Here is a 14,070-nt window from a genome sequence, read left to right as displayed (position 1 = left end):
GGGGTGTGACCGTGAACGCCAATCCCGACGCCGGTGTGAACACCTGGCGAGACCTGCCCGCGGCGCAGCAGCCCGACTGGCCGGACCCCGAGGCCCTGCGCGACGTGATCGCCGAGCTCGAGTCCTATCCCCCGCTCGTCTTCGCGGGCGAGTGCGACCAGCTGCGGGACCGGATGGCCTCCGTGGCCCGCGGTGAGGCGTTCCTGCTCCAGGGCGGAGACTGCGCCGAGGCGTTCGACGCCGTCTCCGCGGAGCAGATCAGGAACAAGCTCAAGACGCTGCTCCAGATGGGGGCCGTCCTGACCTACGCCGGGTCCGTTCCCGTGGTCAAGGTGGGCCGGATCGCCGGCCAGTACAGCAAGCCGCGCTCGAAGCCGACCGAGACCCGGGACGGGGTCACCCTGCCGTCGTACCGCGGTGACTCGGTGAACGGCTTCGAGTTCACGCCCGAGGCCCGCACCCCGGACCCCCAGCGGCTCAAGCGCATGTACCACGCCTCCTCCGCGACACTGAACCTGGTGCGCGCCTTCACCACCGGCGGCTACGCCGACCTGCGCCAGGTGCACGCCTGGAACCAGGACTTCGTGCGGAACTCCCCCTCCGGCCAGCGCTACGAGGCGCTGGCCGGGGAGATCGACCGGGCGATGAACTTCATGAACGCCTGCGGGGCGGACCCGGAGGAGTTCAAGGCCGTCGAGTTCTACTCCTCGCACGAGGCGCTGATCCTCGACTACGAGTCCGCCCTGACCCGGGTGGACTCCCGTACCGGCAGGCTGTACGACGTCTCCGGCCACATGGTCTGGATCGGCGAGCGCACCCGGCAGCTGGACGGCGCGCACATCGAGTTCGCCGCCCGCATCCGCAACCCGATCGGGGTCAAGCTCGGCCCGTCCACCAGCCCCGAGGACGCCCTGACGCTGATCGAGCGGCTGGACCCGGAGCGCGAGCCGGGCCGGCTGACCTTCATCACCCGGATGGGGGCCGACAAGGTCCGCGACCGGCTCCCCACCCTGGTGGAGAAGGTCACGGCCTCCGGTGCCCAGGTCGCCTGGGTGTGCGACCCGATGCACGGCAACACCTTCGAGGCCGCCAGCGGCCACAAGACGCGGCGCTTCGACGACGTGCTGGACGAGGTGAAGGGCTTCTTCGAGGTCCACAAGGGCCTGGGCACCCACCCCGGCGGCATCCATGTGGAGCTGACCGGGGACGACGTCACCGAGTGCGTGGGCGGCGGCCACGAGATCTTCGTCGACGACCTGCACCAGCGCTACGAGACCGCCTGCGACCCGCGGCTGAACCGCAGCCAGTCGCTGGACCTGGCGTTCCTCGTCGCGGAGATGTACCGGGACCAGTAGCGGTACCGCGGCCCCGGGGCCGCACCCGGGACGGCGCGCCGAACACCGTGGGGCGTGGATCACAGCGATCCGCGCCCCACGGTGCTGCCACCTACAGCGGTACACAGCTAAGGTAAGGTTTACCTCACCCACGCGGGGTGGGGTCCGATCCTGTACCGGCGGAGGTGGCCGCGTGTACATCTGCTCCTGCTTCGGCATCACGGAGGCGCAGGTCCGTGAGCACGCGGCGGCCGGGGCCTGCACTCCGCGCCTGCTCGCCTCGGCGAGCCGGGCGGGCACCGACTGCGGCTCCTGTGTGCGCCGCATCCAGGGACTGCTGGGCCGCGGTGTGTGCCCGCGGCGGGAGGGCGCCGGGCTTCCCGCGGAGGAGCGGGACGGTGTCGCCGCTCCGGTTCCCGGAGGGGCGTCCGGCGTGGCCGCCGGGCCCGTCGTGCCCCCGGCCCCCGCGCCCCTGCCCGTGTCCGCGGCGGTGGCCTGAGGCGGACCGTCCGCCCCGCCGGGACCGCCCCGGGGACGGGTCAGTACTTGCCCGAGTCCGAGTCCGAGCCCGCCGAGTCGGGCTGCTCGATCTGCTGCGCGAGGTACAGCGGCTCGCCGAGCTTCTCGATCAGCTCCAGCTGGGTGTCGAGGTAGTCGATGTGGTGCTCCTCGTCGGCGAGGATGTACTCGAAGACGTTGGCCGAGGTGACGTCCCCCTTGGTCCGCATCACCTCGATGCCGCGCCGCAGCCGGTCGATCGCCTCGACCTCGATCTGGCGGTCCGCCTGGAGCATCTCGGTGACGGTCTGGCCCACCCGGACGTGGAAGAGCCGCTGGTAGTTGGGGAGCGCCTCCAGGAAGATGATGCGGTCGGTCAGGCGCTCCGCGTGCCGCATCTCGTCGAAGGACTCCTCCCGCGTGTACTTCGCGAGCCTCGTCCACCCGTTGCTCTCCTGCAGCTTCGCGTGCAGGAAGTACTGGTTGATCGCCGTCAGCTCGGCGGTGAGCTGCTCGTTGAGGAACTCGATGACCTCGGGGTCGCCCTGCATGCCGGGGTCCCTTCCGCGTGGGGGTTGCCGATGCGCGCATCCTCGCACCGTCCGTACACGTCAGTCCAGTAAGTGATGCCTTGCCGGATTTATGCCGGAAGGGAGGTTCCCCGGGGCGGGGCGGTCATCGGTGCCTTTCGGGGTCTGTCACCATGGGGGGCATGGTTCAGCCGGAAAGCCGCGAAGGGGAGCATCCGCAGCTTCCGCAGCTTCCGCCGGGACAGCGGCTCCAGCGTGGCTGGCCGGTGACCCACTACGGCCCGGTGCCCAGGTTCCGGCCCGAGCGCTGGGAGTTCCGCGTCTTCGGGGTCACCGCCGACGGCGGGACGCGGCACTGGAGCCACGAGGAGTTCTCGGCGCTGCCCCACGAGACCGTGGTCGGGGACCTGCACTGCGTCACCCGGTTCAGCATGCTGGGCGTGGAGTGGGGCGGGGTGCGGGCCCGTACGGTCCTCGAGCTGGTGCCGCCCGCCGAGGAGGTCACGCATGTGATGGTGTGGGCCGAGTACGGGTACAGCGCCAACCTGCGGCTGGCGGACTTCGCCGCCGACCGCACGGTGTTCGCCACCCACCGGGCCGGCGAGCCGCTCACCGCCGAGCACGGCTTCCCGGTGCGGCTGGTCGTGCCGCAGCTGTACGCCTGGAAGGGGCCCAAGTGGGTGCGGGGAGTGGAGTACATGACCGCCGACCGCCGGGGCTTCTGGGAGGAGCGGGGCTACCACAACCTCGGTGACCCCTGGCGGGAGCAGCGCTACTCGTACCAGGAGGAGCCGGGCGACGGCCCCGAGCCATGACCAGGTGCCCGCCGTCCGGCCCTCCGGGCGGTGCGCCCGGGGCCGCTCAGTGGTACCGGTGCACCACCGCGTGCCCCCTGCCGCGGCCGATCAGCCAGCGGTTGACCGGGGTCGTCACCACGAAGGCGACGGCGAAGGCGAAGGCGAGCGCGCCCCAGAACAGCCAGTCCGAGAGATGGGCGTCCAGCGCGCCCGGCGTCAGGGCGATGACCCCGTTGTCGACCAGTTCCATCACGGTGATCGAGACGGTGTCGGCGGCGAGGGCGACCCGGACGGCGTTGCGGAGGCCGACGCCGGCCCGCAGGACGGCCCGGAGCGTGAAGCTGTAGCCGAAGAGGAACGCCAGGACGATGGCGAGGGCCATGGTGGGCACGGTGTGCCAGCCGAGGGCGGTGCCGATGACCATGCCCAGCACCTCGCCGAAAGCGCAGCCGGTGAGGCAGTGCAGGGTGGCCCTGGCCGCCGTCGCCCAGGAGGCGGCGCCGGGGACGGTGTGCTCTCCGTGGTCCGCCCGGCCCGTGGAATCCGGGTGGCTCGTGTGGTCCGCGTGTCCGGAGTGGTGCCGCGGGTGACCGGTGTGCTCCGCGTGACCGGTGTGGCCGTGATGCCCTTCGCGGGAGCGGTACGACTGCGACGACATGGAATGACACCTCCGTGACGGGAAGGACGGCTGTCCGCCGCGCAGTGCCGAGCATATACCCCACGGGGGTATGGAGTCAGCCTCTGAGCTCCTTCAGCCGTGCCACGTCCGCCGTATGCCCCTCCTTGCCGCCCGGCGTCTCGATGACCAGGGGCACCCCCTCGGTCGCCGGATGGCGGAACAGTTCCCGGAACGGCTCCGCCCCGATGTGCCCCGCGCCGATGTTCGCGTGGCGGTCCCGGCGCGCACCGGCGACGTCCTTGGAGTCGTTGGCGTGGATCAGCCGCAGCCGTCCCTCGCCCACCACCGCCGTCACCTCGTCCAGCAGCGCCTTCATCCCTCCCCCGGCGGCCGTGTCGTGCCCGGCGGCGAAGGCGTGGCAGGTGTCCAGGCAGACGCCGAGCCGGGGATGGCGCTCCAGGGCGTCGACGTACGGCCCCAGGTCCTCGGCCAGGGCGCACAGCGAGGCGCCCTGGCCGGCGGTCGGCTCCAGCAGCAGCCAGGGGTCCTCGGAGGTGCCGGAGGTGTCCAGCTCCGCCAGCAGCGGCAGCAGCCGCTCCCGGACCTGGGCCAGCGCGGTGGCGCGGTCGCGTCCGCCGGTGGCCGAGCCGGTGTGGACCACCACCCCCAGGGCGCCGATCCGCCGGGCACGGCGCAGCGAGTGCCGCAGCGAGGTCACGGACAGGTCGGCCGTGGCCTCGCTGTGCGAGCCGAAGTTGATCAGGTAGGGGGCGTGGACGTAGGCCGGGATGCCCTCGTCCGCGCAGGCCGTGCGGAACGCCTCGTCCTGCCGGGGGTCGCCGGCCGGAGTGGCCCAGCCGCGCGGATTGGCGACGAAGACCTGCACGGCCTCCGCGCCGATCTCGCGGGCGTGGGCCAGCCCCTTGGCGGCGAGCCCGCCGGACACCGCGACATGGCTGCCCACGGGGTTGCGGGCGCGGCGGGCCGCGGGGGCGGAGCCCCGGGAGGAGGACGGGGCGGAGGGGTTCCGGACGGAGGGGGACGGTGCGCTGCTCACACACCGAAGGGTGCCAGGCCCGCGGCGGGAACGGCCCGTCGGCCCGGGTGCCCGGATACCCGGCCGGTCAGTAGGCCGAGTGGACGTTGTCCATCGAGCCGTACCGGTCGGCCGCGTAGTTGCAGGCCGCGGTGATGTTCGCCACCGGGTCGTAGATGTCCCAGGAGGTGCCCTCGACGTGGTACGCCGCGAAGGTGGGCGGGATCACCTGGAGCAGGCCCTTGGAGGGGATGCCGTTCCGGGCGTTGATGTCCCAGTTGTTGATCGCCCGCGGGTCGCCGCTGGACTCGCGCATGATGTTGCGGTGGATCCCCGCGTAGCTGCCGGGAATGCCCTCGCGCTCCATGACGGCCAGGGCCTCGCGGATCCAGCCGTCGAGGTTGTCCGGGTAGGAGGCGGCCCGCACCGGGCGGTCGGCGGAGCGGGTGGCGGGCTGCCGCGCGGTGGCGCGCCCGTCCGTCCCGGTACCCTCGCGGGCCGCGGGTTTCCGCTCCTCCTCCAGGTCCTCCAGGGCTTCGGCCTGCGCCTCCTGATAGGCGGCCGCCGACCGCTCCGCGAGGGCACCCTGCTGGAGGGGGTCGGCGCCGGTGGCCGGGGCGGTCAGTTCGACGGGGGCGCCCGCGGCGGGGGCGGCCTGGGCGGCCTGGGACGGTTCCGGGCCCGGAGCGAGGACCAGGGCCACAGTGGCGGCGCCGGTGGCGGTGGCCACGCCGGCGGCCGAGAGCCGGTGGGTGCCGGCCGCGCGGAGCCGGCCGAGAACGCTGGCAACGGTCATGGGGGAGGAGAACCTCTTCCGATCGCTGGAGCCGCACAGCCGGACCGGCCGGTGCCGGTGGGGGCGCGCCGGGTCCTGCTCCCGACGCCGCGACCGTTGCATTGTCAGCACTCGGAACTTATCCGGACAAAGAGCGGAAATACTAACCCGTTTCGTAGCCGCCGGGTTCCTCCGGCTCTCAGGGCGCCCCGGGCGGTGCATACGGCCGCCTCGGCGGCCGTACGCGCCCACTACGGGGGTTAGTAAGTGATCCGGGTCCTATGGGGCGTCTCACAGCGCAGGCGCCCCGGATCACCGTACGTGTCCGGGTCAGCGCACCCAGATGGTGATCTCCGAACCGCGCGGGGCCCGCTCGCCGCCGTCCACGGACTGGTCGAAGACGGTGCCGGTGATGAAGACCTTGCGGACCCTCACCTCGAAGCCCGCGTCCTCGAGGGCCTGCCGGGCCTCGCTCTCGTCCAGGCCCTCCACACCGGGGACCTCCACCAGCTCCGGACCCTTGGAGACGGTCAGCGTGACGGTGTCGTCCTCGGCGGCGACCGAGCCCTGTGCGGGGGACTGCCGGGCGACGCTGCCCTCCTCCTCCTCGGAGAACACCCGCTCCGGAGCCACCTCGGCCTTCAGACCGGCCTCGGTCAGCCGCTGCCGCGCGGTGCCCTCGTCCTCCCCGACGACACCGGGCACCTCGATCCGCTCGCCCTTGGACACCACCAGTGCCACGGCCGCGCCGGGCCGCCGCCCGGTGCCCGCGGCCGGCTCCGTGCGGATCACCGAGCCCCGCTCCACGTCACCGGAGAACTCCCTGGTCACCATGCCCGGCTCCAGCCCGGCAGCCTTGATCCGGCGGCGCGCGTCGGCCAGGGAGGCGTCCTTCACCCCGGGGACCTCGACCCGCTCCGGACCCCGGGAGACGGTGAGGGTCACCGTGCCGTTGCTGCGGATGCGCTCGCCGCGGCCGGGGTCGGTCGAGACCACCCGGCCCTTCGGCACGGTCTCGCTGTGCTCCCGGGCCACCTTCCAGTCCAGGCCGGCCTCCTCGACGGCCCGCTTCGCCTCGGACTCGGTCATGGAGAGCACCCCGGGGGTCCGGGTGAACTGGCCGGAGTTGATGTACCACACCCCCAGACCCGCGCCGAGGACCAGCAGGACGGCGACGACCACCGCCTGCACCGAGCGGCGCGGCATCCGCCGGCCCGTGCGGGCGGCCGGTCCGGCCGGGGGTACGGGCGGCACGGGCAGCACACTGGTGCGGTTCAGGGAGTCGTCCGCTCCCGCCGCGTCCCGCGGTACGCGGCGGGACAGGACGGCGGTGCTGTCCTCGGGGCCGACCGCTCCGGCCCCGGCGCCCCCGCCGACGGCGGCCGGGGGCAGGAGGTCGAGCTGCCCGTCGGTCAGTGCCTGCCGCACCGCGCCGACCTCGGCGAGCAGTTCCACGGCGTCGGCCGGGCGCCGCCGCGGATCGCGGGCGGCGGTACGGGCGACCAGGGCGTCGAGTGCGCCGGCCAGGCCGGGCACGGCCGCGGACGGGGCCGGGACGTCCTCGTTCAGATGCTGGTGGAGCACCTGGGCCGGGGTGTCGCCGGAGTGCGGCTTGGCGCCGGTCAGCATCTCGTACAGCATCACGCCGCAGGCGTAGACGTCCGCCCGGGCGTCGGCGGTGCCGTGCTCGATCTGCTCGGGGGCCAGATAGGAGACGGTGCCCAGCAGCGAGCCGGTGGAGGCGGAGGTCTGCTGGCCCACCGCCCGCACCAACCCGAAGTCGGCGACCTTGACCCGTCCGTCGTCCCCGATCAGGACGTTCTCCGGCTTCATGTCGCGGTGCACCAGCCGGTCCAGATGGGCGGCGCCCAGCGCCGCGAGCACCGCCTGGAGGATGTCCAGGGCGGCGCGCGGCTGGAGCGCCCCGCGCTCGCGCAGCAGATCGCGCAGTGTGCAGCCCTCGACGTACTCCATCGCCAGGTACACGTAGCCGCCGTCCGCACCCTGGTCGAAGACCCCCACCACATTGGGGTGGGCCAGCCGGGCGGCCGACTTGGCCTCCCGGATGAACCGCTCGACGAACGAGCCGTCCACCGCGAGGGAGGGGTGCATCACCTTCAGGGCGAGCACCCGGTCCAGCCGGGTGTCCAGGGCCCGGTAGACCGTGGCCATGCCGCCGACGGCGATCCGCGCTTCCACGCGGTACCGGCCGTCGAGCAGCTGCCCGAGCAGCGGGTCCTGAAGGGTGGTGTCCACGCCGCAGAGTCTACGAGCCCGCCCCGGCACCGGCGCCCGGGTCCGCGGCGGGTGCCCCGGAGTGCAGCGGAACGGTGACGAAACCGCCGCCCGGGCGCGATCCGCGCGCCCGGGCACGCGCCGCGTCCCGCCCGGACGGCCCCTACCGGAACGCCGGGCGCTCCGGGTCGAGGTCGGCCGTTCCCTCCGCAGGCGAGGACGCCAGGGCGAAGTGGCGGCGCGGGATGCGGCCCGCCCGGTACGCCAGTCGCCCCGCCTCCACCGCGTGCCGCATGGCCTCGGCCATCAGCACCGGCTCCTGGGCCCGGGTGACCGCGGAGGCCAGCATCACCGCCGCGCAGCCCAGTTCCATGGCGAGCGCCACGTCCGAGGCGGTGCCCGCGCCCGCGTCGAGGACGACCGGTACCGACGCCCGCTCGGTGATCAACTGGAAGTTGTGCGGATTGCGGATACCCAGGCCCGAGCCGATCGGCGAACCCAGCGGCATGATCGCCGCGCAGCCCACGTCCTCCAGCTTCCGGGCCAGGACGGGGTCGTCGTTGGTGTACGGCAGGACGGTGAAACCGTCGTCCACCAGTGTCTCGGCGGCCTCCAGCAGTTCCACCGGGTCGGGCAGCAGGGTGCGCTCGTCGGCGACGACCTCCAGCTTGACCCAGTCGGTGCCCAGCGCCTCGCGGGCCAGCCGGGCGGTGAGCACGGCTTCCCCGGCGGTGAAGCAGCCGGCGGTGTTGGGCAGTACCCGGATGCCGTGCCGCTCCAGCACCGACAGCACCGAGCCGGAGACCGAGGGGTCCACCCGCCGCATCGCGACGGTGGTCAGCTCGGTACCGGAGGCCAGCAGCGCCCGCTCCAGGACGTCCAGGCTGGGCGCGCCGCCCGTACCCATGATCAGCCGGGAGGCGAAGGCGGTGCCGCCGATGGTGAACGTGTCGTCGGCCATGGGAATTCAGCCTCCCTGGACTGCGGTGAGGACCTCGACGCGGTCGCCGTCGCCGAGTTCGGTGGCGGGCCACTGCCCGCGCGGTACGACGGTCTCGTTGACCGCCGCGGCCACCCCCGTGGTCGCGGCGGTGAGACCGGCCACGAGCCGGTCGAGGGTGAGGCCGCCCGTGATCTGCCGGGGCTCCCCGTTGAGGCGGATGGTGACCGGTGCGTTCACGCGTGACTCCTTTGGGCCGTGTTCTCCCGTGCCGCCCCCCGCGGTGCCGCGCTCTCTCCGGCGGTGTCCTCCCGGGCCGCGCGGTCGAAGCGCCGGGGGCTGAACGGACGGATCTCCCCGGGGAGCCCGCCGTCGGTCAGCACCCGGGCCAGGGCGTCGCCGGTGACCGGGGCCAGCAGCACCCCGTTGCGGTGGTGGCCGGTGGCCAGGTACAGGCCGGGCAGTGCGGTCGGGCCGAGCAGCGGCGCGTTGTCGGGGGAGCCGGGGCGCAGCCCCGCCAGGGTCTCCACCAGCGGCAGTTCGGTGATGCCGGGCACCAGTTCGTGCGCGTCGCGCAGCAGCTCGTAGACGCCGCCCGCGGTCACCGTGGTGTCCCAGCCCTGCTCCTCGCTGGTGGCGCCCAGGACCAGCTCGCCGTCCGCCCGCGGCACCAGGTAGACATGGCCGCCGCGGACCAGGGCCCGCACGGTGCGGGAGAGGAACGGCGCGTACACCGGCGGGACGCGCAGCCGCAGGATCTGTCCCTTGACCGGGCGCACCGGCGGCAGCACCTCCCGGGGCACGCCCGCCAGCCGCCCGCTCTCGCTGCCCGCCGCCAGTACGACCCGGTCGGCCGCCACCTCGGTGCCGTCCTCCAGGGCCACCCCGGCCGCCTGGTCGCCGGTCACCGTCAGCCGGCCGGCCCGCTGCCGGACGAAGTCCACTCCGGCCCGCTCGCAGGCGGTCAGCAGTGCGGCCGCCAGCCGCCGGGGATCGACCTGGTGGTCACCGTCCACCCGGAGCCCGCCGCGCACCCCCGGGGCGAGCATCGGCTCCAGTCTCCGGCACTCCCGGCCGGTCAGCCAGGCCGAGTCCAGCCCGCAGCGCCGGTGCAGTGCGTGCAGCTCCCGCAGGTGGGCGCGGTCGTCGGCGTCCAGGGCGACCGCGAGGGTGCCGCAGGTGCGGTAGCCGGTCTCCTGTCCGGAGGCCGCCGAGAGCTCGGCGGTGAACTCGGGGTAGCGGCGCGCGGAGGCCAGGTTGAGGGCGAGCAGTGCCTCCTCGCCGTAGTGCAGTTCGGTGACGGCGGCCAGCATCCCGGCCGCGACCCGGGCCGCCCCGCCGCCCGGCGCCGGGTCGACGACCGTGACGCGCGCTCCCCGCTGTGCGGTGCGCCAGGCCGTGACCAGCCCGATGACGCCGCCGCCGATGATCACTACGCGCATGGGCGCGCCCCTCCCTTCGCCGGCATGACCCGGATCAGGTTCGTACGGTCGGAGGCCGCACAAGCCTCCCTCTCAGCCCGGTGCGCCGGGCTCCCGCGAGTCGTTCCGCTGCTGTCCACTGCCGCGGTCCGGGCCGTCTGGCGTTCCCCGGACTGCCGCCACCCTACTGCGGGCCCCGGTGCGGCTGAAGGGCGGTCCGGACCCCGGACCGCCCTTCAGCCGCACCGGGCGGTTCCGCACCGGTCCGCGCCGACCTCCTGCGCCGACCTCCTACAGTGAGTGCGTGAGCGCGCGAACCGAGCAGAGCGGGCAGCGGGTCCTGATCGCCGGGGCCGGGATGGCCGGGGTGCAGACCGCCGTACAGCTGCGCGAGCGGGACTGGCCCGGGACGGTCACCCTGCTCGGCGCCGAGCCCCACCGGCCGTACGACCGGCCGCCGCTGTCCAAGGCGGTGCTGACCGGCGGGGCCGGGGCCGCCGCGGGAACCGGTTCCGGCACCACCTTCGACATCGCCTTCGACGTCGACTTCGACGCGCTCGGTGTGGAACTGCTCCTGGGGCGGAGGGCCACCGGGGTGCGCCCCGCGGACCGGGAACTGGACACCGACGCCGGGCCGCTGCCGTACGACCACCTCGTCCTCGCCACCGGCGCCGAGCCGGTCCCGCTGCCCGGCGGCGGCGCCGGGGCGCACCTGCTGCGCACCCTCGACGACGCCGAGCGGCTGCGTCCGGTGCTCGCCGCCCGGCAGCCGCTGGTGGTCGTCGGGGCGGGCTGGATCGGTGCGGAGTTCGCCACCGCCGCCCGCGAGGCGGGCTGCCCGGTGACGGTGGTCGAGGCCGCCGGCCACCCGCTGGCCGGGGTGCTGCCGCCCGAGGTCGCCGGCCGGCTGCGCCGCTGGTACGAGGAGGCCGGCGCCGTGCTGCTCACCGGACGCACGGTCACCGGAGTACGGCCCGGCGGCACGCAGCCGTACGAGGCGGAGCTGTCCGACGGCTCCGCGCTGCCCGCCCGGGCCGTGGTGGCCGGGATCGGCGCGCGCCCGGCCACCGGCTGGCTGGCGGGTTCGGGCGTGGCCCTGGACGCCTTCGGCGCGGTGCTCGCCGACGACCGGCTGCGCTCCTCCGTCCCCGGTGTGTACGCGGTCGGGGACTGCGCCTCCTTCCCCTCGGCCCGGTACGGTCGGCGGCTGCTGGTGCACCACTGGGACAACGCGCTCGTCGGACCGCGGACGGTCGCCTCGCTGCTGACCGCGGGCGAGGCCGAGACCCCGCCGTACGACCCGGTGCCGTACTTCTGGTCCGAGCAGTTCGGCCGCTTCGTCCAGTACGCGGGTCACCACGGCGAGGGCGACGAACCGCTGTGGCGCGGCGACCCGGACGGCCCCGCCTGGTCGGTGTGCTGGCTGCGCGGCGGTGTGCTGCGGGCGCTGCTGGCGGTGGGGCGGCCCCGGGACGTCGCCCAGGGCCGCAGGCTGATCGAGCGCGCCGCGGTGCTGGACCCGGCCCGGGCCTCCGACCCGGCCGTACCCCTGAAGAGCGCCGTGCGCTAGTGGCTGTCGGTCCCGGATGGCAGGCTTGTGCCCGTGAACGAGATTGACGCGAAGACCGATGCTCTCGTCCCGGCCTGGCTCACCCTCCCCGATGTCGCGGAGAAGCTGGGTGTGGAGGTGACCCGCGTACGGCAGCTCATCAAGGAGGGGCAGCTGATCGCGGTGCGCCGCGAGAACCGCGAGAACCGCGGAAACGGCGAGAACACCGGAAACAGGGTGCTCCAGGTTCCCGCCGACTTCATCGGCGAGGGACGGATCGTGAAGGGGCTGACCGGGACCATCACCCTGCTCAAGGACGACGGCTTCAGTGACGAGGAGATGTTGGAGTGGCTGTTCACACCCGATGACACCCTGCCCGGCACCCCGGCGCAGGCACTGCGCGAGAACCGCGGGACCGAGGTGAAGCGGCGCGCCCAGGCGCTCGCCGTCTGACCGACCCGGCCGGACCGGGGCACCGGTCCGCCGAGAACCGCACGACCGATCCACCGGTGTGCGGGTGGTGGCGCCCGGCCGGGCGCCACCACCCGCACACCCCGCCCCGGGGGGAGGGCCCGCGATGGCCCCTGAGACCGCTGACACCGCCGCGACCACCGCGACCACGAACACGCCGGAGGCCGGGACCGCACGCGAGCGGCTCGGCGACGCCCGGCTGTACCTGTGCACCGACGCCCGCACCGACCGCGGTGATCTGCCCGCCTTCCTGGACGCGGTGCTCTCCTCGGGGGTGGACATCGTGCAGTTGCGCGACAAGACCCTGGAGGCGGCCGAGGAGCTGGCGCACCTGGAGGTGTTCGCCGAGGCCTGCCGCCGACACGGGAAGCTGCTCGCGGTCAACGACCGGGCGGACGTCCTCCACGCGGCCCGCGCGGCCCGTACCGCCGGCCCGGACGTGCTGCACCTGGGGCAGGGGGACCTGCCGGTGGCGGCGGCCCGCGCGATCCTGGGCGACGGCGTCCTGATCGGCCGCTCCACCCACACCGGGGCCGAGGTGGACACCGCGCTCGCCGAGCCGGGTGTGGACTACTTCTGCACCGGTCCCTGCTGGCCCACCCCCACCAAGCCGGGCCGGCCGGCCCCCGGGCTGCCGCTGGTGCGGTACGCGGCGGCGCGGCGGCCGTCCCGGCCCTGGTTCGCCATCGGCGGGATCGACGCCGGGAACCTCGACGAGGTGCTGGCGGCGGGGGCACGGCGGGTGGTGGTGGTCCGCGCGATCACCGAGGCGGACGACCCGGGAGCGGCGGCGGCACGGCTGGCGGAGCGGCTGCGGCGGGCCTGAGGACCGCTCGCCGTCCACCTGCCGGACAGCGGGTGGGCAGCGGGCGGACAAACGGGGCGAAAGCATCCGGCCGTGCGGTGTCGGCCGGAACCGCCCGTTAGCCTGCGGGTATGTCTCTCGGTACCCCCTCCACCCGGACGGATCGCGCACGCACCGTCCGCGAGCTGCTCGCCTCCGGCGAACGCTCGTACTCCTTCGAGTTCTACGCGCCCAAGACGGAGAAGGGCGAGCGGGTCCTGTGGGACGCGGTCCGCCGTGTCGAGGCGGTCTCCCCGACCTTCGTGTCGGTGACCTACGGCGCCGGGGGCTCCTCCCGGGAAGGCACCGTACGGGCCACCGAGCGGATCGCCACCGAGACCACCCTCACCCCGGTCGCGCACCTCACCGCGGTGGACCACTCGGTGGCCGAGCTGCGCAACGTCATCGGCCAGTACGCGGACGCCGGCATCCGCAACATGTTCGCGGTGCGCGGCGACCCGCCCGGCGACCCGACGGGCGAGTGGATCCCCCACCCCCAGGGCGTCATGTACGCCGCCGACCTCGTCCGGCTCATCAAGGAGTCGGGTGACTTCTGCGTCGGCGTCGCGGCCTTCACCGGGATGCACCCGCGCTCCACCGACGTCGAGAGCGACACCCGGTACTTCGTCGAGAAGTGCCGGGCCGGTGCCGACTACGCCATCACCCAGATGTTCTTCCACGCCGAGGACTACCTGCGGTTGCGCGACCGGGTAGCCGCCGCCGGTTGTGCCACTCCCGTCATCCCGGAGATCATGCCCGTCACGAACGTGCGGCAGATCGAGCGGTTCGCCCAGCTCAGCGACGCGCCCTTCCCGCCGGAACTGGCCGAACGCATCCTGGCGTTCGAGCACGATCCGGCCGCTGTACGCTCGTTGGGAATCGAGTACGCCACGGAACTGTGCGCGAGGCTGATGTCGGAAGGCGTCCCCGGACTCCACTTCATCACCCTCAACCGCTCCACGGCGACACTGGAGATCTACGAGAACCTGGGCCTGCACCAGCGGGGCCGGTAGGAAAAACG

General features: G+C 73.9%; 15 protein-coding genes and 1 riboswitch. Of the genes, 7 read left to right on the top strand and 8 right to left on the bottom strand.

From position 1 onward, the window contains the following. Positions 1–5 precede the first annotated feature (5 nt). Positions 6–1,355: a class II 3-deoxy-7-phosphoheptulonate synthase gene (locus CUT44_RS07610; RefSeq protein WP_100201387.1), complete on the top strand. Its 1,350-nt coding sequence runs from the start codon at positions 6–8 to the stop codon at positions 1,353–1,355. 172 nt (positions 1,356–1,527) lie between these two features. Then, positions 1,528–1,833: a (2Fe-2S)-binding protein gene (locus CUT44_RS07605; protein WP_100201386.1), complete on the top strand. Its 306-nt coding sequence runs from the start codon at positions 1,528–1,530 to the stop codon at positions 1,831–1,833. Positions 1,834–1,873: 40 nt separating this feature from the next. On the opposite strand, the gene bfr is transcribed toward CUT44_RS07605, so the two are convergent. Then, on the bottom strand, positions 1,874–2,383 hold the full coding sequence (gene bfr / locus CUT44_RS07600; RefSeq protein ID WP_100201385.1) for a bacterioferritin: 510 nt from the start codon (positions 2,381–2,383) through the stop codon (positions 1,874–1,876). A gap of 152 nt (positions 2,384–2,535) precedes the next feature. Between bfr and CUT44_RS07595 the strand changes: the two genes are divergently transcribed. Further along, complete coding sequence (locus CUT44_RS07595; protein WP_100201384.1) at positions 2,536–3,177, top strand: sulfite oxidase-like oxidoreductase; 642 nt, start codon at positions 2,536–2,538, stop codon at positions 3,175–3,177. 46 nt (positions 3,178–3,223) lie between these two features. Here CUT44_RS07595 and CUT44_RS07590 read toward each other — a convergent pair whose 3' ends face one another. From CUT44_RS07590 to thiO, 7 genes are all read right to left on the bottom strand, one after another. After that, complete coding sequence (locus CUT44_RS07590) at positions 3,224–3,817, bottom strand: DUF4396 domain-containing protein (protein WP_100201383.1); 594 nt, start codon at positions 3,815–3,817, stop codon at positions 3,224–3,226. A gap of 76 nt (positions 3,818–3,893) precedes the next feature. Then, positions 3,894–4,835: a deoxyribonuclease IV gene (locus tag CUT44_RS07585; protein ID WP_100201382.1), complete on the bottom strand. Its 942-nt coding sequence runs from the start codon at positions 4,833–4,835 to the stop codon at positions 3,894–3,896. A gap of 67 nt (positions 4,836–4,902) precedes the next feature. Then, a complete protein-coding gene (locus tag CUT44_RS07580) occupies positions 4,903–5,610 on the bottom strand; it encodes a transglycosylase SLT domain-containing protein (protein WP_100201381.1) in 708 nt (235 codons plus the stop codon). A 309-nt stretch (positions 5,611–5,919) separates the two neighbouring features. Further along, on the bottom strand, positions 5,920–7,845 hold the full coding sequence (pknB, locus tag CUT44_RS07575) for a Stk1 family PASTA domain-containing Ser/Thr kinase (RefSeq protein ID WP_100201380.1): 1,926 nt from the start codon (positions 7,843–7,845) through the stop codon (positions 5,920–5,922). Positions 7,846–7,987: 142 nt separating this feature from the next. Further along, positions 7,988–8,785, bottom strand: a complete 798-nt coding sequence (locus CUT44_RS07570) for a thiazole synthase (RefSeq protein WP_100201379.1) — start codon at positions 8,783–8,785, stop codon at positions 7,988–7,990. A gap of 6 nt (positions 8,786–8,791) precedes the next feature. Beyond that, positions 8,792–9,004 carry a sulfur carrier protein ThiS gene (gene thiS / locus CUT44_RS07565; RefSeq protein ID WP_100201378.1) on the bottom strand — a complete coding sequence of 71 codons (213 nt, stop codon included), beginning with the start codon at positions 9,002–9,004 and terminating at the stop codon, positions 8,792–8,794. Beyond that, positions 9,001–10,206, bottom strand: a complete 1,206-nt coding sequence (gene thiO / locus CUT44_RS07560) for a glycine oxidase ThiO (RefSeq protein WP_100201377.1) — start codon at positions 10,204–10,206, stop codon at positions 9,001–9,003. The genes thiS and thiO overlap by 4 nt, the downstream gene beginning before the upstream one ends. Then, positions 10,201–10,313, bottom strand: a riboswitch (TPP riboswitch). (Overlaps the previous gene by 6 nt.) A gap of 230 nt (positions 10,314–10,543) precedes the next feature. Between thiO and CUT44_RS07555 the strand changes: the two genes are divergently transcribed. From CUT44_RS07555 to metF, 4 genes are all read left to right on the top strand, one after another. Then, on the top strand, positions 10,544–11,755 hold the full coding sequence (locus tag CUT44_RS07555; RefSeq protein ID WP_233221296.1) for an NAD(P)/FAD-dependent oxidoreductase: 1,212 nt from the start codon (positions 10,544–10,546) through the stop codon (positions 11,753–11,755). A 33-nt stretch (positions 11,756–11,788) separates the two neighbouring features. After that, positions 11,789–12,187 carry an Rv2175c family DNA-binding protein gene (locus CUT44_RS07550; protein ID WP_100201445.1) on the top strand — a complete coding sequence of 133 codons (399 nt, stop codon included), beginning with the start codon at positions 11,789–11,791 and terminating at the stop codon, positions 12,185–12,187. A 124-nt stretch (positions 12,188–12,311) separates the two neighbouring features. Beyond that, positions 12,312–13,031 carry a thiamine phosphate synthase gene (gene thiE, locus CUT44_RS07545; RefSeq protein WP_100201376.1) on the top strand — a complete coding sequence of 240 codons (720 nt, stop codon included), beginning with the start codon at positions 12,312–12,314 and terminating at the stop codon, positions 13,029–13,031. 110 nt (positions 13,032–13,141) lie between these two features. Further along, positions 13,142–14,062, top strand: coding sequence for a methylenetetrahydrofolate reductase [NAD(P)H] (gene metF, locus CUT44_RS07540; protein WP_100201375.1), 921 nt, complete (start codon positions 13,142–13,144; stop codon positions 14,060–14,062). Positions 14,063–14,070: the final 8 nt, after the last annotated feature.

The organism is Streptomyces carminius (genome assembly GCF_002794255.1).
GTDB lineage: Bacteria > Actinomycetota > Actinomycetes > Streptomycetales > Streptomycetaceae > Streptomyces > Streptomyces carminius.
Note: the sequence above shows the minus strand (reverse complement) of the source record. Positions and strands in the feature narration are given on the sequence as shown.